This window comes from Leptospira levettii, assembly GCF_002812085.1.
Lineage (GTDB): Bacteria > Spirochaetota > Leptospiria > Leptospirales > Leptospiraceae > Leptospira_A > Leptospira_A levettii.
The window spans coordinates 420401-443796 of the sequence record NZ_NPDM01000001.1; the positions used below are offsets into that span (position 1 = coordinate 420401).

16 protein-coding genes are annotated in these 23396 nt (G+C 37.8%); 11 read left to right on the forward strand and 5 right to left on the reverse strand.

Annotated elements, in window-relative coordinates; all coding sequences use genetic code 11:
- Complete coding sequence (locus CH354_RS01880) at window positions 1-1341, forward strand: DUF445 family protein (protein ID WP_100715621.1); 1341 nt, start codon at window positions 1-3, stop codon at window positions 1339-1341.
- On the opposite strand, the gene CH354_RS01885 is transcribed toward CH354_RS01880, so the two are convergent.
- Window positions 1329-3380, reverse strand: a complete 2052-nt coding sequence (locus CH354_RS01885) for an Lnb N-terminal periplasmic domain-containing protein (protein WP_100726198.1) — start codon at window positions 3378-3380, stop codon at window positions 1329-1331. The genes CH354_RS01880 and CH354_RS01885 overlap by 13 nt on opposite strands.
- A 540-nt stretch (window positions 3381-3920) precedes the next feature.
- Here CH354_RS01885 and CH354_RS01895 point away from each other — a divergent pair.
- Entirely contained in the window at window positions 3921-4859 is a 939-nt protein-coding gene (locus CH354_RS01895) for an outer membrane protein assembly factor BamD (protein WP_100726196.1), read from the forward strand.
- 44 nt (window positions 4860-4903) lie between these two features.
- On the opposite strand, the gene CH354_RS01900 is transcribed toward CH354_RS01895, so the two are convergent.
- From CH354_RS01900 to CH354_RS01920, 4 genes are all read right to left on the reverse strand, one after another.
- On the reverse strand, window positions 4904-5713 hold the full coding sequence (locus tag CH354_RS01900; RefSeq protein WP_100726195.1) for an Lp29 family lipoprotein: 810 nt from the start codon (window positions 5711-5713) through the stop codon (window positions 4904-4906).
- Between the two features lie 426 nt (window positions 5714-6139).
- Window positions 6140-8017, reverse strand: a complete 1878-nt coding sequence (locus CH354_RS01910) for a serine hydrolase domain-containing protein (protein ID WP_100726193.1) — start codon at window positions 8015-8017, stop codon at window positions 6140-6142.
- Between the two features lie 167 nt (window positions 8018-8184).
- Window positions 8185-10311: a toprim domain-containing protein gene (locus CH354_RS01915; RefSeq protein WP_100715628.1), complete on the reverse strand. Its 2127-nt coding sequence runs from the start codon at window positions 10309-10311 to the stop codon at window positions 8185-8187.
- Window positions 10312-10317: 6 nt separating this feature from the next.
- Window positions 10318-11688 (reverse strand): DNA gyrase subunit A, encoded by a 1371-nt coding sequence (locus tag CH354_RS01920; protein ID WP_100715629.1) that lies wholly within the window; start codon window positions 11686-11688, stop codon window positions 10318-10320.
- 80 nt (window positions 11689-11768) lie between these two features.
- On the opposite strand from CH354_RS01920, the gene CH354_RS01925 reads away from it, so the two are divergent.
- The 9 genes from CH354_RS01925 (at window position 11769) to CH354_RS01965 (ending at window position 23396) form a co-directional block, all read left to right on the forward strand.
- Entirely contained in the window at window positions 11769-12641 is an 873-nt protein-coding gene (locus CH354_RS01925; protein WP_100726192.1) for a hypothetical protein, read from the forward strand.
- Window positions 12638-14191: a glutamate--tRNA ligase gene (gltX, locus tag CH354_RS01930; protein ID WP_100715631.1), complete on the forward strand. Its 1554-nt coding sequence runs from the start codon at window positions 12638-12640 to the stop codon at window positions 14189-14191. Before CH354_RS01925 ends, gltX begins: the two co-directional genes overlap by 4 nt.
- 93 nt (window positions 14192-14284) lie before the next feature.
- Window positions 14285-14887, forward strand: a complete 603-nt coding sequence (locus CH354_RS01935; RefSeq protein ID WP_238760516.1) for an ATP-binding protein — start codon at window positions 14285-14287, stop codon at window positions 14885-14887.
- 1 nt (window position 14888) lies between these two features.
- Window positions 14889-15995 carry a glycosyltransferase gene (locus CH354_RS01940; protein ID WP_100726191.1) on the forward strand — a complete coding sequence of 369 codons (1107 nt, stop codon included), beginning with the start codon at window positions 14889-14891 and terminating at the stop codon, window positions 15993-15995.
- Window positions 15992-18823, forward strand: a complete 2832-nt coding sequence (gene polA, locus CH354_RS01945; RefSeq protein WP_100726190.1) for a DNA polymerase I — start codon at window positions 15992-15994, stop codon at window positions 18821-18823. Before CH354_RS01940 ends, polA begins: the two co-directional genes overlap by 4 nt.
- Window positions 18810-20540 carry a glycosyltransferase family protein gene (locus tag CH354_RS01950; RefSeq protein ID WP_100726189.1) on the forward strand — a complete coding sequence of 577 codons (1731 nt, stop codon included), beginning with the start codon at window positions 18810-18812 and terminating at the stop codon, window positions 20538-20540. The genes polA and CH354_RS01950 overlap by 14 nt, the downstream gene beginning before the upstream one ends.
- Before the next feature lie 191 nt (window positions 20541-20731).
- Complete coding sequence (locus CH354_RS01955) at window positions 20732-21508, forward strand: GNAT family N-acetyltransferase (protein ID WP_100715635.1); 777 nt, start codon at window positions 20732-20734, stop codon at window positions 21506-21508.
- Entirely contained in the window at window positions 21505-22635 is a 1131-nt protein-coding gene (locus CH354_RS01960) for a hypothetical protein (protein WP_100726188.1), read from the forward strand. The genes CH354_RS01955 and CH354_RS01960 overlap by 4 nt, the downstream gene beginning before the upstream one ends.
- Before the next feature lie 80 nt (window positions 22636-22715).
- On the forward strand, window positions 22716-23396 hold the full coding sequence (locus CH354_RS01965) for a biliverdin-producing heme oxygenase (RefSeq protein ID WP_100726187.1): 681 nt from the start codon (window positions 22716-22718) through the stop codon (window positions 23394-23396).

Here is a 23396-nt window from a genome sequence, read left to right on the forward strand (position 1 = left end):
ATGGATGTTGCTAAGTTAGATACTTGGTATCGAAGACTCCTCGTACTATTTTCTATTATTTGTGGTGGGTTTCAAATATACTACGAAGGGAATATTTGGATCAATGCAATCTTTGTTGTGCTTATGGCGGGAATGGTTGGTTATTACACCAACTTCCTTGCGATCAAAATGTTATTCCAACCAAAACATGGTAAGGTGCTTGGTTGGTCTGGGCTTGTCCCCAAAAACAAATCAAAAATTGCAAAGTCTTTAGGGGAGAGTATCCAAAGTAATTTACTCCATCCCGACATCATCATTGCATATATCTATGAAAGGAATTTAGTCGAAACGGGAATCCAAAAAATTGTCAAAGAAATTGACGAAGCCATCCACAACGACGAAATCCGTACTCTACTTGTAACCAAAATCATTTCCATGTTAAAGGAACGTGGGCCTGAAATTTTAGAAGTGATCTTCGATTTTTCAGAAGAAACCATGAAAAAAATGGCAGAACGTCCTGAAGAAGTACAAAAACTTTGGGAATACACAAGAAACCGCCTAACATATTACCTAACAGAAGAAACCAACCGTGAAGAGTTAGGAAAACAACTCCGAGTCATTTTATTAGAAGAGATGCCGAAACTCGCGAACCTTTTAAACGAAGGACTCGAAGAATATTTAAAAACACGAAGCACCCTAGGAAAAATTGGAATTGGTGTGAAAAAAATATTTTCGTTTAACGAAGATGCGATCCGCGAACTTTTGGAACGATTTGTCAAAGACCCCGAAACATCCGATCAATTTATGAAGATGATGGATGATATGATGGCTGGTTTACAAGAAAGACTTAATTCCAAGGAAACACAAGAATTCATCACAGGCAAAATATCCAATTGGTTAGAGGCTAGTGGTGATTACGCCAGACAAAACCTATTGCCGTCGGGTATTGAACGTTTACAATCATATCTGGATGATCCTAACAACTGGGAAGAGATCGAAAAAAACTTTTTCCGTGCAGTAGATTGGGTAAAAAAACGCCTTCTCGAGTTTATGAATAGTGAAGAAGGAAAAGCGTATCTCAAAACCAATATTGAAAAATTTGTTCATAATATCAATGTTACAGCACTTGTGGAAGAAAGAGTGATGGCACTTGATACAGATGATTTGGAAAAAATGATTCTGGACAATACCGGCGGGAATTTGGTCGTAATACAATTCTTAGGCGGAATTTTGGGAATGATTGCGGGACTCATCCAAGTTCACATTTATTTTGCAGTACCTGTGGGGGCTCTAGTTCTCATCACGTATTTGGCACATTACAGAAACCAAAAAAAATTCGAAGAACCAGCTCAAAATAAATAATGGAAGGAACCAGATACTTCTTGGTAGTTTGGTTCCTTTTTCATTTCCACTCGAAATTCTGATTCTTGTGACCATAAATACCGTAAGGTTACACTTGATCCAATTTGGTTTTTGTTGGTTTGGTTTCCATAATGTTGGAAAAAAAATCCACCTAACAATTTCCAGTTCCCCCACTCTTTTTGGTAAATGGTTTGGGCATTGGGACCATACCTTCCCCCTTGTTCAAAGCCAGGGTGGAATTGTGACTTAAAACCTAGTAAAAAAGAAATAGCCCCTAACCGATCTTTGGTTTTCGAAAATTCATCGGCAAATGTCCAACCTGTGGCAAGATCCAAATTGGCGACTTGTTTACGTTCCCATTCTGTTTCCGCTCTTCCATTCCTAATTTCCCACCATTGATTTTGTTTGCCTTTGAAAAGAGTGGTTTGGATTCCAAAGTCAAATAAATAAGACCAATGTTTGGATATGGAATTGTAAGGGCTCAATGAAACCAATCGAACCAATGTTAAGGAAGTAAGTTCTATTTTTTTTCCTTCAAACTGACGAATGTTTCCATCCAAAAACACCAACTCACCGTTTGGTGGAGAACCCTTACTCACATTGAGTAAATCATGGTATGCAAATCGGTATTTCCATTCCAAAAATGGTCCAAAATTAGAGGACCCACCACCAAGAACAATCCTTGATTTTGGGTGTGCCAATTCAGGTGGAGACGGAATCACTCTATCGTTCCATGGTTCTGTTAGGTTTGGAAATTTTGAACGAAACTCTAATGTTTTTTGTTCATTGGATTTTTGGATCTCATTTGGCTTTGGAGATTGGAAACTTTGGTAACGGGAGGCCAACAAAAAAGCATCGAGTACAAGTGATTGGCGGATTCCTTTCTCTTTATTCTCTAAGAAGAGTAAATCAAAGGTTTCTTTCCCATTTGTGTCTAACAAATGATAGAAAGCTTTTTTTTCTTCCGGTTCCATTTGTCCAACAAGGAATGTGATCTCCGAATACAACGATGGTCGGTATTTTGTTTCTACCACCAATCCTTCTCTTTGGGAATACAGTTTAATGGTATCAACGGGACTCACAACACCACCTAATTTTGATTTTAGATGGAGTTCTGGTCTTATGACATCCAACCATTCTACAAGGAATGTCCCACAGTTGGCATTCAAAAAATAATAATCAAATTCTGCACGTGACAATTCCCATAGATGAGAAACAAGGAGTTCCAACTCATCTTTGTTTAACGACAATCGGTATTCCCATAAATCGCGACTTTCGAGGTCATTGTATTCATTCACTTTTAAATAATAGGGGAACAAAGAAAACTTCGCTTTGAATCCACCAAACAATCCATGATAGGCATACCGAATCGGATCTAAATTTGGTGTTTCGGCGGAAACATTCACCGCATAATCCAAAATTTCGGATCCATTCTCTTCATTTGACTTTTGGTTGAACTTGAGCATTGTATGCCCAAAAACAGAAGCAGGTGACATGAGATAATAGGAAGCAAACACTATGGATACCGAATCAGCACCGATTGATTCTTTCCAAACTTCATACCTCTCACAACGAATTCCACTTCGTTTCAAAAAATCAACACCAAACGTTTGTTTAATGAAATGATGCCTTGTTGGGTACGAACAGACGGGATGGATAAGTCCTTCTGGAATGGGCCCTTCTACAAAAAAACTCCGAAGGGTTGCTTCCAATTCTTTTTTGGGATTGGTTCTCCCTTCGGAAGATAAAAAAAAGCGAGAATTTACGATTTTACTTTGGTAGTTATCTTTTCCCTTCGTTTCGTAATGGACAAGCCGTAGCCACTTAGGATCCAAATCAGTTCGCCTAACACTCGCTTCATCCAACATGGATTGTAGTAAAATTTGTTCAGATTCTCGTTTCGGAAGAAAACCACCCCATTCTTTGGTTTTATCTACATCCAGGAGAAGGAGAGAACTGGGTTCCCCGAGAAGGGAAAATGGTGCAAAACAAAAATGCAATGCCAAAAGAAAGGCCCACCCAATTTTTGTTTTTTGCATTCGCACAAGCCAGAATTCTCCTTCCTCTCAAAATGAAAAAATGCTTTTTCCTTCCGTCACCTCCCATAGAAAATTGGAAACCCTAATGACGAAGTCCACATTCAAAATGACGGAGAGCTCAAAAATAGAAATTACTTTCCCAAAGAAACTCAAGATTTTGTCCCATTTATTACGACAAAATTCCAGCCTAGCAAACGTTTATTTTGGTGAATTCAATTTGAAACTGGCAGAGAGGTCTTTCCATCGAATGCAAACTTGCGTCTTGGATAAACTTTGATTGGAATGATTCTCAATTGGCAATTCTTGTCACATACGATCTTAAATATATGCGATAAAACAAATTTGTAATCAATGGGCGTAAGGCGACAAAATGAGCCAAACTTTTGCTAGTCTAGGAAGCTAATCTCTTGTTAATGCAAGTAAAATAATTTCATTTTCAATTTTTATAAAACGATTCATGTTTAAAATCTTTTGCAATCTTTAAAATTTTATTTGATTCATTTTGATAGATAAGCTGAAATCGACGTCCAGGAGATATTTATGAGAAGAAAAATCGCTCTACTTGCCTTCGTTTTTTCTTTTTTGATTGTGAATTGTGCATCACCAACAATCAAAGAAATTAACGATTCAGCAGTAGCCATCGCAAAAGAAGCAAAAGAATTAAAAGCAAATGGTAAAACTGAAGAAGCTATCCGCGTAATCAGTGTGATTGATGTTTTACATCCTGATGATCCGATCATCGCTGAAATTAAAAGTGGAGCATCTGCTGAACAAATTGAATCAGTGACTCCTACAGTTTTGTTAGGTTATAACAAAGCTCTCCGTGCAAAAGTGCAACCAACAACAACTGAAAAAGTACTTTGGTACATCCCAGATAGAATTTTCGATTTTATTGACCAATTTGAAGTATGGATTCACGTAGGTCCACAAATTGGAGTTGGTGGTCACTTAACAAGAGCAATTCAAGCAGAAGCATATACTGGAGCTACAATTGCTTTAGGTGGTGGTCAAAAGAAAATGTTAGGTTTCAAATCAGAAGCTAATACAGAAATTGGTGTTGGACCAATCGTTGCAGCAGGAGTTTTCGGTGCGAAAGTAGGAACTGGTGGACTCGCTTACAATGCGGACGCTCTTTGGTTCCATAAACCATCAGAAGCAATTTACCAAACTTATCGCGATTATTGGGGTTTGGGTGCTCACTTTGGATTAATCTATTTTGGAGCAGAAGCTGAATACCATCCTCTTGAAATCTATGATTTCTTAGCAGGTATCATCCTTTATGACCCAATGAATGACGATTTTGCAACTTCAAGAAGATTACAATACACTTCCAGACAAACAGGACTGATTCGAAATTTCTCGAAGAGTGTAGGTAGTTTAGAAGAAGAGGATATTGCAATGTATAAAAAAGAATATCCGAAACTGAATGTTGGAAGCACAGGAACTCAAGAAACGACTCCTGCTCCAAAAAAGAAGTAATTAAGATTACGAATTTACAGTTAGCTGATTAACTCAGCTAACTGTCACTTTCTCAAAGTTAGCTGATAAAGTAACTCCCTCTCAAATTCTTCCACGTGAATTTTGTAAGCATTTTCAGGAGGAACTCCTGCCTGACTAAAAAAAGTTTGGAATCCTTCGTTTGGAATCATCCACAAAGCAGATATAATTGTGTAAGGACGATTATAATAAAAACTGTTTTGGTATTTTAGGTTTTTATCAAATACAACATAGAATGTTTCCGCTTTAGAAACTTCATAAATGGGAATCAAACCCATTGTAATAATTCCAAAAAAACCAGTGACTGCATTAATGCCAGCCTTTGTTCTTTCGTGGTAGTAAGGTAAGTGAATGGCCATAATGATATAATCAGCATCAAATTTTTTAATTACGAATTTATCTTTTTTACTTTTTGCTGGTACCAAAATTTTTTCTAATTCTACTTTCCCTGTGGCTTCCGTTTTTGATAAGTATTCAATCACAAATCTTTTTAGATCTAAGTCATTTACAGGTATGGTTTTATCAGCCTTTTGTGTATCAATGTATTGCCCATGTTTAAAAAATTTGTAAGTAGCTGTAGTATAGTCAACTTCTGCAAACTGAGCATCTTTAAGTAGAGTCGATTCTGATTTGGATATTTTATAAGTATGAAATCCAAAGAGTAAAATTTTAGGATTCTTTTTTTTGGCAACTAATTCGTTCCAATGATCATCTGCTGTTTTCAGATTGTCTGTACGAATCGTATAACTGGATTCGTACACATAACGACTACAATTGAAAAAAAGAAGGAAAACGGAGGTAATGGAGAGGAGATTGATTCTAACAGTTGAAATCATAAAATTCTAATTGACAAACAATCTTAAATTGAAATGAAAAATCAACAAACTTCTCAATATTTTGAAGTCTTCTAAAAAATTTCTTTCAAAAAATGCGTTCTTTATCAATTCTAATCAAAATGTACCAGATCATATGACAACTGTTCAATGTAATTGCAAAAATTTAAAATCTAAAAAGTTGCACAATACGTTTCTCAAGATAATTTCAATTGTTTACCTTTGTTTTTTTCTTCAAATATGCAAATTGCCTGATATTGCAAAAGAAGATCAAAAAGAAAAGGATTTAAAAAGTCTTTGTACCATTACCCAATTGGATTATTATACATCATGCCAGTCTACAGGAGTTGGCAAACCATCCAGATGTTCTGATCTCTACATGCAATGCACTTATCTTTGTGGCTTTGCAAACAAGTTCGGTTGTGGATTCTAATCCTTTTCATATTCCCCACCAGAGTATTGGAGAATGGGTTTTCCTCCTTTACTCCCAATGGTGAGTTTCTCACCCAAATTACGCCCGTACCCTAAGATTCGAAGTGTGTTGTCACCTTCCCATTGGCAAGGGACCTGGACAGTGTTTTCCATTCCACCTAATGCATAATAAATTGTCAAGAGAGGGAATCCTCGTTTGTCCTTTTCCAGTTTGAGTTTGGGAATGATGGCATAAGGTTCTTTTGTAATGAAAGTCCCAAAATATTGTGAATCTGGATAACGGTTGTCAGGTGTAAATTTGACACCAATTCCTGCGACACCCTTGGGAAGGTCTTTGGAATATAAGGTGAAAATTGGATTTCCTTCCCATGTTTCAAATTCAACACGCAATTCGGTAATACTTGGATCGTTAATTTTGATGAGACCAAATAATACTCGTAAGTCGATTCCGTAACGATTTTCCTTTTCAATGAGACCTACATCAAATCCCATCAAACTGAGAGTTGGCGGATTTCCTTTTTTGTATTCATGGATTCCCATAGGAGAAATATAAAACCCTTCTTCCCCCAGAAAAGCTCCATTTTTGCCTAACAGAGGTGGGAGACTTGGTTCTGGTTGTATTCCCATTTTTTCTTCCCACAATACTTTCATCACTTCCGTATTGGTACTTTTGAGTTTTCCCGTTTGTATACCAAGAGTATTCCCAGCGACAAAGGAAACAATTTCCGTATTAGGATCATATACTAAGTCAGCAAAAAAAGGTGGAAGAGAACCCGAATGCCCATAAAACCAAACTGTTTTTCCATCTGCTTGGTAACTTGATTTCATCACAGGTAATCCCAGTTTCATTTCAAAATTGGAAACAGGGCCAATTTGAGTTTTGTGAAACTCATCAAAGCTAACAGAAGTTAAGAGTCCTTTGTTTTCCTTACTTTGGAAAAATGCTTTCATAAAAAGACCCATATCGTTTGCGGTTGTGGAGATGGATCCTGCAGTCAAATCTCGTATGACAGGCCGAATGGTTCTCGTTTTCCAAAAAATCCCAGAATAACCCGTAATGAGTTCTGATCCCTCTAAATTTTCCATTAGGGTTGTATGTTTCATTCCCGCTTTTTCGAATAAATGGACACGAAAGTAGGATTCTATTGATTCACCTGACGCCCGTTCAATGATATTTCCAAGTAAACCAAAACTTAAATTGGAATAGGAATGGATTTTTCCAGGTTCATTTCGTTCCAGGCCTGCGAGTGCTTTTGGTAAAGAACGAAAGGATTTGTAAATCTCATCTTCTTTTGTATCAGGAGAAAGGAAAAAACCTTTCGCCAAATCAGAAGGTAATCCAGATTGGTGGGTGAGTAAATCACGAATGGTGATCTCTCGATACCCTTCCTGTTTCGGTTTTACCAAATTCAATTCAGGTAAAAACTTAGATGCAGGATCATCTAACTTCAGTTTACCGGATTCTTGCAATTGTAAGATGGCAATGCCTGTAAATAGTTTTGTGATACTTCCAATTTTAAATCGTTCGATTTTGGCTTCGGAACTCACCCCAATCTGAGATTGGTAAACCTCTCCATCTCCCATCATTACCATATAGGTGAGTGATTTGATTCCGGAAGGTGCTTGTGTTTCCCATTTTGTTTGGATATCGGTCTTTGTTTTTTCTTTGTTTTGGAAATACGAATTATCTTTCGATTCCCCATTCGATTGGCATTGGAATAGAAGGAAAAAAAGAAACACAAAAAGGATACGGAAGGGAAAGTATAAATCATGTATTGGAATTTGGATTTGAGAGGGATAAGAAGGAGTTATTTCTTGAATTTGGTTTTCTCTCATTTGTACGGAATGAATCTTTTTTTCTTTCTTCGATTTCATACCTCAAGGAAAAAATGAAAGGAAAATGGAACAAGCTTATAAAAAACAAAACTCCCCAAACCTATGGAATGGGGAGTGATCGCTATGCCAAATGGAAAGAACTACAATTTGTCCTTCACACATGGTCCGTGTTTGTTGGTATGATTCTAACGAATCGAACCCTTCTCTTAGTCTTGGATCACACTCATGGAGTATTCAGAAATTGCTTCACGGCGTTTTTCTGCATAATCTTTGTGGAACCATAAGTCTTGTGTTGTCTTAGCAGATTTTTTATTACCAATTGTAATTGTTGTCATACAATGATCTACAGCATACTTCATGGCTTCTTTTCCTGTTTCCCCAAGACCCTTGTTTCGTTTTTTACGAGTGATCTCAGCACCTTGTTTATTGACTCTTGCAACTAACTTATCATAGTCGGAGTCATCAATACAGAAAACAGTTTCTTTTTTACCATCTTTCCACTTTACATCCACCTCATAGAGTGGTGCTGCAGAAATATTGATAAAACCTAAATCAAACAGTTCAGGCCAATATTCATAAAAGAAAGACAACATCAAAGAACGAATCGCATACCCATCAAAATCGGCATCAGTGATGATACTGATTTTATCGTAATTCAATTCATCGATGGATTTTACTTTTTGGTCGAGAGGAAGTCCCACGATTGCGACGATGTTTTTCATCTCTTCGTTTTGTAATGCTTTGGCAAGTGACATCCCTTTACAGTTCAGTGGTTTTCCCCTAAGTGGGAATAAACCATGTAATTTTGGATTCCTAGCTGGGCGTAACCCCGCAATCGCAGAGTCCCCTTCTGCCACAAACAAAATTCGGCCTGGATCGTTTGGTTTGCCTGTTGGAGGCATAAGCTTAGGGATGTTGTTCCGAGACGCCTTACGGAGGCCTTTCTGCGCATCCTCGAGCTGTTTCATCTGGGTTCTACGTTCCATCACCATCTTAATTTCTTCGATGAGGCCAGTTTTTTTCAAAAGTTTGTCCAAATGTTTGTCTACGGACTTTCGAATGTCTTCATTCAAATCGTTAATGAGGTAAGATTTATCTTGGGATTTAAAACGAGGGTTGAGAATCCGAAGGTTCACATACATATGAAAACAACTTCGCACATCATTGCGTGTACACTGTGTATTGAGTTTTTTCTCTAAACTGACAATTTGCGATTTTTTACGAATCTCATCACAAAGTCTGTTTTCTAAGTATTCAATCGCAGATCCACCTTGTGGGCAAAAAATAGAGTTCACCCAAGTGAGAGTTTTGTTTTGTCCCACAACAACATAGGTATCCATGTGGATTTGTGAAGCAGAAGTTTTGTCTGCATAATCCAATTTGTAGTACACCATTTCGGAGTTACTAAAGATCTCATCAAAACCTTTTTTGAACTTGTATTTCTCTTTCCCAGTTTTGTGAATAAAAACAACTTCAAGTCCAGGATTTGACATCGCAATGTCTTGGAGGTATTGTTTCACCAAATTGATGTTAAAAGAAGTATCAAGGTTGTTGAAGTAAGCTGGATTGAGTTCAAACTCAACAGTTGTTCCGTGGTCTTCTTTTTTTGCTGTTTCCACAACCGCAGTCATCCCTGTTTTGTCACAAGGTGCTTTTAGTTGTTTGATTTGGTCAGCTGATAATAATGGGCAATCAACAAATGTTCCGTGTTCATCATAGTATAAATGAACACGTTCTGTATCTTCTTTGGAAAGTTTAAAACTGCGGATGACTTTTTTTACATCATCGTGGATGCTAAACATTTTTTTGTAAGCTTTTCCACCATTGATTGTTTTCACTCGAAAGAAAGAGGAAACCATCCTTACAAGTGAAATCCCCACACCATTTTGTCCGGCAACATGATCTTCTTTCACTTTATCGTCAAAGTTTTCCCCATACATCAAATGGAGGTAAACTCCTTCGGCATTGTCTGCAGGGATTCCTCGACCATTGTCTTGGATCGTAACACGTTTACGATCGGTTGACAATTGGATGATGAGTTTGTTCATCTTGTCTTTTTCTGGAATCGTTTTGTCGTTTAAGTTCTTTCTGTATTCATCCACACAGTTCATACATGCTTCATCCAAACATTTCAGTTTGGCTGGGATGTCGGAAAGTTCTTCGTGGACAATATCATACTTACCAGCGTTATCTTTGGTAAAAAAATGTTGTTCAAATGTGGAAAGGGAGTTTTGCCCAAGCCACATTCCCGTACGCATACGAACGTGTTCTACGTTCGATAATTTCTTAAAATTTCGCGAATTTCCTGAGGTTTTTTCAGTTTTTTGAGCCATAATTATCTATTTCGGATCCCATTTTTTCTTCAGTTCATCCAACTCATCAGTCATAAAACCTGTGAGTTTTTTATCATCTTTTTGCAAAGCCGTATACTCAGTGTATTTGGTTTTTGCTTCTACAATGGCTTCTTCACATTTACGAACTTCTTCCAAAGTCATACGGTAAACGGGAATCGAAGACAACCATTCAAAGTAAACGAATTTGGCAGCTTTTAACTTTTCTTCGAATTCTTTTTTCGATTTAATGCCTGTTACTTTTTCGTTCCATTTTTCTTTGATGAAACGAATGAGTTCAGAGTTACGATCAATTTTTTCTTTTTCTAACCCAGCAAGGCGTTTGAATCTGCGGATCAGATGGGTTTTTCGGAAATCACAGAAACGTTTGATGATTTCTTCAGGAACAAAATTACGAAGTTTACCTTCATGTGTGATGACATTAATTGTTAGAACTTCATTGTTTTCTTTGGAGAAAAGTTCTTTGATTTCTTTCTCGGAAGGTTCTTCCCCTTTTTTAGCAACAAGTTCGATTTTAAATGTTTGGCTGGAATGATCAATGTAGTCCTTTAACCAATTGTCTTTCTTTTCGATCAAATCATCTAAGTAGTTCACAACCTTTTCTCGGTTCCAATTCATGGGAGAATCTACCAAAAACAATTTCCCATCTTCTTTTTTGAAACCAAATGTCGTAGACATGACAGTGCTACCATTGTCATTTTTGGACATTTTTACTTCTCCACCGTACCCTTTGTACCATGGAGTGATCTTTTTAGGTTTTCCTGTTTTTAAATAGGTTACTTGAGAATCAATAACGTCACTGAGTTTGTGTGCAGGTATAAAACAACGAAATCCCGTTGCAATCCCTTGGATGTTATTTAAGAGAACAACAGGAACCTTTCCCACAAAATGAATCGGTTCATCTTCTGTTTCATCGTAATTTTTGACATAATCAATGTCAGGTAAACTTTCAAAAAATCCTAAGTCTTTGGCAAAGTCAGAAAGTTTGACTTCTGTATAACGAGGAGATGCAATTGCATTGGGATCAAGAACGTCACCAAAGGTTCCTTCTCCGTGCACTAATGGATAGTTGTTTGCAAACGCAAAGTCTTGTGCCATTTGGGAGAGAGCATCTTGGATCGATCTGTCACCATGAGGGTGGTATCCCATCGCAAGACCAGCTACTTTTACTGTTTTGGTATGACGGTTTCTCGCATCGGAGTTCCACATCGCCCAAAGAATTCGTCGTTGAACAGGCTTTAGGCCATCAATTTCTTGTGGAATGGCTCTCGAATCGCATACATAGCGGGAGTATTTCCTTTGGTCATCGTTAACTTGGTCTTCAAAGGGGCGTTTCGGATACTGTTCTTCGTTCTTCATGGTTCCAAATGACACAGGGGTGCGATGAATTGACTTGTCAAGCGGTTTTCCCTTTTTAGACTGGCGATACGCACCTATCTATGTCCCCACAAACTCAAGAATACTCCCGTTTTCATTGGCTAATCTGGTTCTTGATTTTTTTTTCTGGGTGGAGTTGCCAAAGCATCAATTCTCTGCTTTCGAGAGATCCTAAATCCGAAATTCCTGCTTCCGTTTTATTCCTCAAATCACCTCGGAAAATGAGTTCTACTTTCTTCAAAGATGGGTCTTCTCATTACCGTTGTATCCAGTGGGAACCAGGCAAATCCAGTGGATATGCTGAGAAAATTGAGTTCAGTTTCATTGCTTACGACACAAATTTTTCAAATCAAATCAATGCTGAATTTGGGAATGATATTGTTGAATCATACAAACTCATTTGGAATCGCAAAGTAGGAAAATTCCAACGAGATAAACTTGAGAAAAAAATTGTCTTTGTTTATAAGGAATCTTTTTTTAAAGAAGTGAAGGCAAATACAATCGAAGTACTTCTCGAAAACCAAATCGCCTATAAAGAAAATAAGTTTGTCATCGATGAGATGGAAGTGTTTGAACTCAGTGGTGACACAGGAATCCTTTTAGAAGAAGGAAATCGTTCTGAAATTGGGGGAGAAAATCGTTGGTCTCACAATCTCGGTTCCAATCAATTTTTTACATCTTCCAGTACATACACTAAAATCAACAACCAAACGATTGTTACCGAACATACATCTACAAATTACGACTACCACCAACTCAGTTATGAATGGAATGAAACAGAACCAGACAAACTTTTTTTCAAACCCATTTATAAAGAAAACAATCTGCAATTATTTTTTGTTCCTCCCTATACCAATGGTCTCACTACCAAAACCAAGGAACCATTTGGATACAAACGAATGGGAGATTTTTTACTCAAAGAGGAAATGAAATGACAGAAGTTCGTACCCGTTTTGCCCCATCCCCTTCCGGCTTTCTCCACGTTGGAGGAGCAAGGACTGCTCTATTTAATTATTTATATGCAAAGGCAAAAAAAGGAAAATTTTTACTTAGGATCGAAGACACAGACCAAGACAGATCCACAGAAGCATCCTTCAAAATCATCTTAGAATCTCTCAAATGGCTAGGTATGGAATGGGACGAAGGTCCAGGAGTTGGTGGACCTAACGGGCCTTATACCCAATCAGAACGAATTCATATCTACAAAGAATACACAGACAAACTCATCAAAGAAAAAAAAGCTTACCGATGTTTTTGTACAGCAGATGAACTTGAGGGCAAAAAAAAACAAGCAGATGCCATGGGAATTCCTTACATCTACGATGGAAAATGTTCTGATTTAAGTGACGAAGAAATACATTCACAACTAGAGAAAAAAACTCCCTTCACAGTTCGTTTCAAAACCCCTCACAAAATTGTGATCGTAGATGATATGATCCAAGGCAAAGTAAAGTTTGAATCCAAACTGATTGGTGATTTTATCATCGTAAAATCAGATGGATTCCCTTCGTATAACTATGCTGTGGTGATTGATGATGCGCTTATGAAAATCACACATGTGATCCGAGGTGTGGGCCATCTTTCCAATACACCAAGACAAATTTTAATTTTTGAAGCCTTTGGTTTCCCTCTCCCACGGTTTGCACATGCCAGTGAAATTGTTGGAACTGATGGTAAAAAACTTTCCAAACGAGCTGGTGCTACATCTGTCCTTGCGTTCCGTGACTTAGGTTACTCAAGTGAAACCATGCGAAATTACATGGCTCTCCTGGGATGGACTTCTCCCGATGGAAAAGAATACATGAGTGATGAAGAATTGTGTTCTGTCTTTGATGTGGAACGATGTTCGAAATCTCCTGCCACCTTTGATGTATTTAAAAAACTGAAAGAAGAAGAAAAAGAAACCGTCGACTTCAATAAACTTTCCTTACTTGGTCTTGCTGAATACCTAAACCCAAAATCAAAACTCAATTGGATGTCGAATAAATACATCCGCGATGCCAAAATTGAAACTCTTGGTAAAGCACTCGAACCATTTTTAAAAGACTGCCAAATCCCTGATGCGTATAAGTCAGGTGAGAACCCACAACTCCTTTCCATCTTGGATTCCGTTCGTGTGTATTTGGACAGACTCATCCAAGCTCCGCCTTACATCGAAGAATTCTTTTTAGAGAATGTGAGTTTCGAAAATGACGAAGCCAAACAATTGGTGACAGAAGGCAAAGGAACAGAAGTCGTCACTCACTTTTACCAAATGGTCAAAGGAAGTTCCCTCACCACTCCTGATGCGTACAAAGAAATCATGGCAAAAGTTGGTGAAGTGACAGGTGAAAAAGGAAGGACTCTTTTTATGCCAATTCGTGCCATCACTACTGGTAAATCACATGGATTGGAACTTCCCATCCTCTTTAGCCTACTGGGACAAGAGAAGATGGTCAAACGAATGGAACAATTGGCAGGTTCCTTAGGTATTTCACTTAGGTAAATTTTTTACTCAGACGTTCCGTTTTCGGGTATTTTTGACTTTTTTTCTCACTTCGTATCGTGTAATATGAAAAGAGAGAGGAAAAGGCGGCCATTGACAGCACCATCTGAAGTGATTCCCTATCTGTTAAGCCCTTCGCCAGGTTCATACGCCATGTTCCTGCCTCCCGATATGTCTTCTGTCAAACAATTCCGCTGTGAATTAAGACGAACGTTAGAAGACAATGGGTTCAGCTCTGACAACATCATGCAAATTGAACTCGCTGCAGACGAAGCATTGACCAATGCTGTTGCTGCCAATGTCTCTTGTGATTGTGATGAGACCATCATCTGCCGTTGGCGGATTGATTCTGCAAAGTTCACTTTGTACATATTGGATTATGGATCAGGTTTATCAGGTGAGTCACCTGTTCCAGACAATGACAAGGAACTTTTACGTTCCAACCAATCACAATGTTTTTCAACCTTCCTCGATCACATCAAAAACCACCAAAGCAAAAAACCAGAAACCCTTCCTTATAATGGTTCCGGCCAAAAACATAAGAACATGGGAAAAGGATTGAAAATAATCAATGCCATGATGGACTCCGTTAAAGTAATGTTTCACGGAGAAGGAATGGTAGACGAAGCACCTGCTGGATTCAAAGTTATGGGATCCATCGTCGCTCTCGAATACGACCGTTCCAAACACTTATAATTTGATCCTACATATCAACACTTCTCGCGAATGGCGCGGTGGAGAACAACAGCTTTATTATCTCGTTCAAGGTTTGGCAAATTACAAAATCCCACAAATGGTAGTGGGCCAACCAGGTTCACCACTCGAAACTAAATGCAAAGACAACGGATACGAGTTTGTTCCCATTGAGATGCGCGGAGAATGGGATAGAAAAGCATATAAGAATATTCGATCTCTCTGTTTATCTAAAAATATCAAACTAATTCATACTCATACTGCACACGCACATACTTTAGCATTACTTGCTAAACGAAATCATCTCAATATCCCTCTCATCGTATCAAGGAGAGTGGACTTCAAACCAAAAACCAGCTTTTTCTCTAAATGGAAATACCAACACCCAGCTAACGATTACTATCTTCCAGTTTCTCAAAAAATTAAAGAAGTAATGATCAGTAGCAAAATTGCGCCTGAACGGATCATCACTGTATATTCGGGAATTGACCTCAAACGATTTTCAAAACCCACAGCACATGAATATTTACGCGAAGAGTTTCATATTCCCAAAAAAGCGGTGATCATTGGAAATGTGGCAGCCCTTGTTGACCACAAAGACCAAGAAACCTTAATTCATGCCATCTCCAAGATGAAATCAAATCTTGATTTTCGACTTTTGATTGTCGGTGAAGGTAAGTTAGAAAAAAAACTAAAAACACTTACCGATAGTTTAAACTTAAATGACAAAATCATTTTCACTGGATACAGAAAAGATATTCCCGCCTTACTTTCCTTATTCGATATATTTACATTGACATCTAAAGAAGAAGGACTTGGGACTGCAGTACTCGATGCAATGGCATGTAGTTTACCAATTGTCGCAACCAATGGTGGTGGAATTGGAGAAATGTTAGATCATAACGAAGGTGCCTTTGTTTGCCCTGTGGGAGATTCTGATGTAATTGCCCAAGGCCTCGACAAACTTGTTTCTTCAGAAGACCTAAGGGAACAATTCGGAAACTTTAACAAAACCTCTGTTAAACGTTTTTCCGTCACAAAAACGATCGATAAAACTAAATTAATTTATTATTCCTTTTTAGGTGATTCCTTATACGGAGAAGGCAAATGAGTGGGAGATTATTAATCATTGATGGGCATGCACTTGCCTTTCGGGCTTATTTTGCATTTGCCGCTTCAAATCTTACCAATTCCAAAACTGGATTACCCAGTGGTGCCATTTTTGGTTTTTGGAGGATGCTTTTTAAACTGCTTCAAGATGAACATGTTACCCATATTGCCTTTACCTTTGATCCAGGCACAAGGTTAGAAAGAAACGACCTTTATGAAGATTACAAAGCGCATAGAAAACCTATGCCTGAAGATCTAAAACCTCAAATCCAAAAAATATATGAAATGTTACAAGCATTGGAATTCCCAATGTATAAAATCAATGGCATTGAAGCAGATGATATTATAGGATCTCTTTGCAAAAAGTTTGGAAAGGAATTTGAAGAAATAGTCATCCTTTCAAGTGATAAAGATTTATACCAAGTATTAGACAAAAACATACACATGTTACGTGGGAAACGAGGTGTATCTGAGTTTGAAAAAATTGATCCCAAGTGGGTGAAGGCAAATATCGGAATCACAAAAGAACAAGTTCCTGATTATATGGGACTTCTTGGTGATGCTTCGGACAATATTCCTGGCGTAAAAGGGATTGGAGAAAAGGGTGCCGCAAAACTCATCCAAGAATTTGGAGATTTAGAAACCATTTACAAAAAAATTGATAAGGTCAAAAATAAATCTCTGATCGATAAACTCATTGCTGAAAAAGAAAATGCATTTTTGTCCAGGAAACTGGCAACCATTGTAACCAATCTCAAACTAGACATTAAAAAGTCGGATCTAAAATTACCAAACTACCATGATCCCAAAAAAGTTCAGTATTTTAAGGATGAAGGTTACAATGTCCTACATCGTGATTTAGCAAAACAAGCAGGGATTCCCATTGCCAGTGATGGTGACACAAAAGAAGAATCTCCTGCTGCCAAAAAATCATCGAAAGGAAAAAAAGAATCGATCACAGAAGTGTCTACAGATGGATCTAAAAAAGGAAAAACTTCTGTTGCCTCTACTACAGTTGTCGCCAAAAAATCTTATAAACGAATCCAAACCATTGATGAATTAAAAAAAATCATCTCAAAACTGAATTCGAAAAAACCTTTATCCATCGATACAGAGACAACCTCACAGGATCCGATGATGGCAGAAATACTTGGTATTTCTTTTTCGGAAGAACCAGGTGTTGCCTATTACATTGCCTTCTCTCATTCCGAATCGATTTACAGCCACCTTCTCCCTTCAGCAGAAGAAACACTTAAGATCCTTAAACCAATGTTAGAGGATGAAAAGTGGAAAAAAGTGGGCCAAAACATTAAATACGATCTCCTCGTATTTAAGAATTATGGAATTGAATTAAAGGGCATTTATTTTGATACAATGCTTGCTTCCTATCTCTTAAATCCGGGAGAAAGACGCCATAATATGGATGATATGGCTGTTGATTACCTCAACTACAAAACCATCACTTACGAAGAGTTAGTTGGGACAGGAAAGAAAAAACAAAATCTCTACGATATTGATCCAGACAAAGTTTCTGAATATGCATGTGAAGATGCAGACATCACATTACAACTTCATAATGCCCTTTCACCAAAAATGGAAGAAAACATACATAAAAAACTGTTTTATGAAATGGAGATGCCAGTACTACTCACATTAGCCGATATGGAATTTGAAGGAATTGCCGTAGACAAAAAATACTTCGAATCATTGTCTGTGACCTTTGATACCAAAATCAAAGAACACGAAAAAAACATTCATTTTTATGCAGGTAGACAATTCAATGTTAACTCTACCAAAGAACTGCAAACAGTTTTGTTTGAAGATCTACGACTCCCTGCTGAGAAAAAAACGCAAACTGGTTATTCTACTGACCATTCAGTTTTGGAATCATTACAAGGCACCCATCCCATCATCGATGATCTATTAGCGATTCGAAAATTTTCCAAATTAAAATCCACTTATACAGATACATTACCAACACTTGTGAATCCCAAAACCAATCGGATCCACACAAGTTATAACCAAACCATTGCAGCAACAGGACGACTCTCATCTACCAATCCAAACTTACAAAACATCCCCATTAAAGACGAAGAAGGAAGATTGTTACGAAAAGGGTTTATTGCGAAAAAAGGTTTTGAAATCCTTTCCCTTGACTATAGTCAAATTGAACTTAGGATCATGGCTCATTTCTCAAATGATCCCAATATGATTGATGCTTACAAATCTGGAGCTGACATTCACAAACGCACGGCTGCAGGTATTTTTGGTGTCTCGGAAGACCAAGTAACTCCCGATATGCGAAACAAAGCAAAAGTGGTGAACTTTTCTGTGATTTATGGTGTTACCTCTTTTGGTTTGTCCAATAATTTAAGAATCAGCAGAAAAGAAGCAAAAGAGTTTATTGAGAAATATTTTGCCGCATACAAAGGTGTCGCCACTTATATGGAAGAGATCGTTGAGTTCTGCAAAGAAAATGGATATGTAGAAACCCTACTTGGACGAAGGCGTTACCTTCCCGATATCCATTCTTCACATAAAATGGTAAGTGAAGGTGCTAAACGAGTTGCCATCAACTCTCCTATTCAAGGTACATCTGCCGATATGATCAAATTGGCAATGATTCGGATCCATGAAAAAATAAAAAAGGAATCGTTTCGATCCAAACTATTGTTACAAGTACATGATGAACTCGTGTTTGAAGTCGATCCGAAAGAAAAAAAAGAATTTTACCAAATGGCAAAAGAAGAAATGGAATCCGCAATGAAACTCAAAGTTCCCATTGTTGCGCAAGGCAAGTTTGGTGGAAATTGGGATGAAGCACATTAGGCCGATCCTTGGCCTAGTTTTCTTTTTTGTCTTATATCTTTGGAACTTTCCAATTGTATTCGAATCCAATGAACTTCTCGGAAGATTTGATTGGGACTTATATACTTTCCATGTTGAGTTTTTACGAAAATCTTTTTTAGACTTTGGTAGTTTTCCACTCTGGAATCCTTATTACGGAGCAGGGTTTCCCGTTTGGGAAAATCCTTCTAGCAAATTGGGGAGTTTCACCCATCTTCTTACCATTCTATTTCCAAGCCTAATTGCTTTAAAATTCAGTTTCGTATTGTATTTTGTACTCGCAGCGGGATTCAATTACCATTCCTTCCAACTATATAACAAATCTTCGAAACTCATCACTATTCTCTTTGTTTGTTTCTTTCAATTCTCAGGTTATTTTTTTCAAAAATTCTATGCTGGCCATATGAACCAAATCCAAGGTTTGTTTTTGCCTGCATTTATTTTTTATTTTTTATACACCATTCAAAACAAAAGTAAATGGATTGTTTTCCTTGTTATCTTAATCGCCTACATTTTGTTATCTGAAGGTGCAATTTATACAATCACACAAATTACATTTTTATTATTTTTTTTAAGTGGTTGGGAGATTTACCATTCAACCAATCCAAAAGAAACATTCATCCGATTTTTGAAAATTGTAATCTTGGTTCTTATTGTTCTTTCCTTCAAATGGATACCAATGTTTTTATTTGTCCACCATGTCGGAAGGTATTTTGTCCCTGATTTATTCCCACTATCCATATCTGATTTATATCCCATCTTCTTTGGGACTTCCCAACACCCTCTTCTTTCCCAATCCTTATCACAAATGCAATACCGTTATTGGGAATACGGAAACTATCTTGGCCAAATTCCATTCTACTTAATACCACTTCTATTTTTCACCAAACGAAGGTATTACTTTGTATTAGGGTTACTTGGTATTACAATTTGGATTATGTTAGGTAAAACTTCGGTCTTTTCCCCTGCAGGCCTTCTAGAACAGTTACCTATCTACTCCCAGGAACGAGTGTATCCCAGATGGAGTCTCAGTGTTGTTTTTTTGTATGGTTGGAGTTTGGTAATGTGTTTCGATACAATTTTGGAGATGATTCGTCCAAAATTCAAATCCTATGTTTCCATTTCACTACTACTCTTATTATTCCTTCACACACTCGATGTGCGAAAAATGAATACCAAATATTTAAATGAAATTTTTATCTTACAACCTCCTTCCGAATCCATTCATAACGAGGAAAGTTATCCCATCACAATCAGTTCTATTCCTGATTATGGTTCTGACTCTCGGATGTTACAAGCATTGAGAGCTAATGTATCCATAAATGACATTTACGAAAACCTTACCTTTTATTTTTCCAATGAAACCATTGACTCGAGGAACTACCATGGAGAGTTTTTTTTAAGTCCATCACTACAATCCGTCAAACCGACAAATTGGAAACCAGACAGTTTTACCTTTGGCCCACTCCCGAAAGGACAAATCCTTGTGATCAACCAGAAATTCCATCCTGGTTTTACAGTTACCAATACAGAGATCAAAACATGTTCATGGAACGGGTATTTGGCGGTTCCAATCCAAACCCATTCTGAATCCTTAAAAATAGAGTATTCATTACTAAATTCCTTCAGACTTTACAATGCAAATAAAGAATCACAAAACTGTTCAGTCTTGTTTCCCCGTTTTTTCGAATCCATTTAGAATTAAATTTCTTTACTTTATTTAGAAAGAGATCCATTCTCTTAGATTGTCTACTTTTAGTATAAAGTATGTCACCGATTTGTAATGAATTCATTTCCTCATTCTTTCCTGGAATTTCATTGGAATGTCACAAATTCGTAACGGAGAACCTTTAGTGTAATATGAAGATAAACAAGAGGAAAACAAATCCTATGAAACCAAATACTATCAGTAAAACAGAACGAATTTTAGAAGTTCGTTTAGCAGAAAACCAACTCGAAATTGAAAGAGCACTTGCGTTACGTTATGAAGTGTTTAACCTAGAAATGGGAGAAGGTCTGCCACAATCTTCTGCTACCAGAAAAGATCGTGATGAGTATGACTTATACTGCCACCACTTAATCGTAATCGATAAATCAACAGAAGATAAAAAAATTGTTGGAACCTATCGTATCCTCACGCGTCAAAATGCTAAAAACGGAATCGGTTTTTATAGCGAAAACGAATTTGATATCACATCCATTTACAACCTTCCAGATGAAATTGCAGAAGTAGGACGTTCATGTGTTCACCCTGAATACAGAGATGGTTCCGTAATTTCTTTATTATGGCAAGGCCTTGCAGAATTCATGAACAAACATAATGTTCGTTATCTCATGGGTTGTGGATCCATCCACTCCACTGATGCATCGGTTGCTTCACAATCGTATGGATTTTTAAAAGCCAAAGATGCAATTGCACCAGAAGAATTTCGTGTGTATCCAAACCCTGATTACGTTCTTCCAGGTTTTGATGCAAATTTTCATGTGGAAGATCCTAAATCAATCTCCAAAAATATCCCTCCACTTTTGAAAGGATACCTCCGAGTGGGTGCTAAAATCTGTGGAATTCCTGCACTGGATTCTGTTTTTGGTACTACAGACGTGTTCATTCTTTTCGACCGCAAGGAAATTACGGAGAGATATGCGAAACACTATATGAATGCATGAGCCAAAACCAGGAAATTGATTACCAGCACCCAACAAAACAAGACCAAATTCGATTTTTCGTTTTTACCTTCGTTTTAGTGATTGGGATCACAGCTGGTTATTTCCTGGGCATTCCTCGGTATTATCTCGGATGGTTTTCCTTTGCGATTGCATCGTTCTCTGTGGCAGGTAATGATGCAGTCCAAACCATCGGGACCTTTATCGAAAGTAAAAAGTCAGTCCATTGGCTCCATAAGATCCTCGTATTCGGTGGTCTTTTATTTTTTGTGCACTTACTTGCATGGTTTTTCCATGGCGGAGAAATCCATTTTCACAGATTGGATTCCATCCCCGAAACAAAAGAATTCAATTTACTCCAACTCCTAGCACCTGTTTTACTCGTTGTCATCACAAGGCTTAGAGCACCCGTATCCACAACATTTCTCGTCTTAGGTTTGTTTGGTGGCAAAAGCATCGACCAAATGTTAACCAAATCTTTCTTTGGCTATGGTCTTGCCTTCCTCGTTGCCATAGTGGTTTGGGCCATTCTTGTCAAAGTTGACCCACATGAATACCATGAGGTTCACACTCCTGACCCCGTTTCCGAAAGGCGATGGTCACGTTTGCAATGGTTGTCCACGATGTACCTTTGGGTGGCATGGCTGTTCCAAGACACAGCCAATATCGCAGTTTTCCTTCCTAGACAATTGGGACTCTTTGAATTCCTTGTTGCTGTTTTCATTTTGATCTTTGCCCTTCTTGTCATCATCCGAACCAATGGTGGCACCATCCAACAAGTGGTTTCCGAAAAATCCGACATCCAATGGGCAAAGGCCGCGACAATTGTAGATTTGGTGTATGGAAGTTTGTTATTTTTTTTCCAAGCGATTAGTAATATCCCAATGTCCACCACTTGGGCCTTCCTAGGACTCCTTGCTGGGCGTGAGATCATTTTAAATGTTATCACCTACAAGGACCTGCCATACCTGGATACCTTCCGTAAAGTGGGAAAAGACGTAGTCCTTGCCACCATCGGGATTGTTGTTTCGATCCTGATTTTTTTCCTCTCCTATTTCCTCTACCCCGAACAAAGAAAGTCCACCCCACTCGAATTCTGGAATTCGACAAATCAGGAAGACTCCCTATAATTCTCTTTGACAGTTCCCTCAATTGTCAGGGAAGTGTCATATATGAGATTGATTCTCACACACAGAGATAAGGAGTCATTATGTCAGTTGCAATGATGTTACGAGAGGGGACGGCACAAAAACACGAGGAAACGGAAAAAGTACCTTACATCCGTGCGATTTTCCGAGGGGGATTGGACGCACAAACCTACACCTACCAATTGGAAAGTTTACACGCAGTGTACCAAGTCATGGAAGACCTCTACCGCCAAAACAAAGACAATCCCATCCTTTCTAAACTGTATTTCCCTAGTTTGTTTCGCGAAAAAACATTGGCAGAAGATATTGCCACATTCCAAAAGAAATTTGGAACAAAACTCAGAGGGGAAGTTTCCAAAGCGACTCAAAACTACATCGATCATATTCGCAAAATTGCAAATTCCAAACCTGAACTTTTAGTAGCACAAGCTTACGTGCGTTATTTGGGAGATTTATCTGGTGGTCAGGCTATTAAAAAAGTAGTGGCAAAAACCTTTGGTCTAGAAGGTAATGAAGGAACTGCTTTTTATGAATTTCCAGAGATCGAAGATCTAATGGCATTTAAAGGAATTTATCGCCAAAATTTGGATACTTTGCCTTTGAATGATTCGCAAAAAACAGAACTACTAGAAGAAGCAAAAACTACGTTTGATTTGAATAAATTTTTGTTTTTGGAACTTGATTCCGATCTGAAACAAAATATTGGAATGGAACGTTACCAAACTCTTCTACCAGCAGGTTAA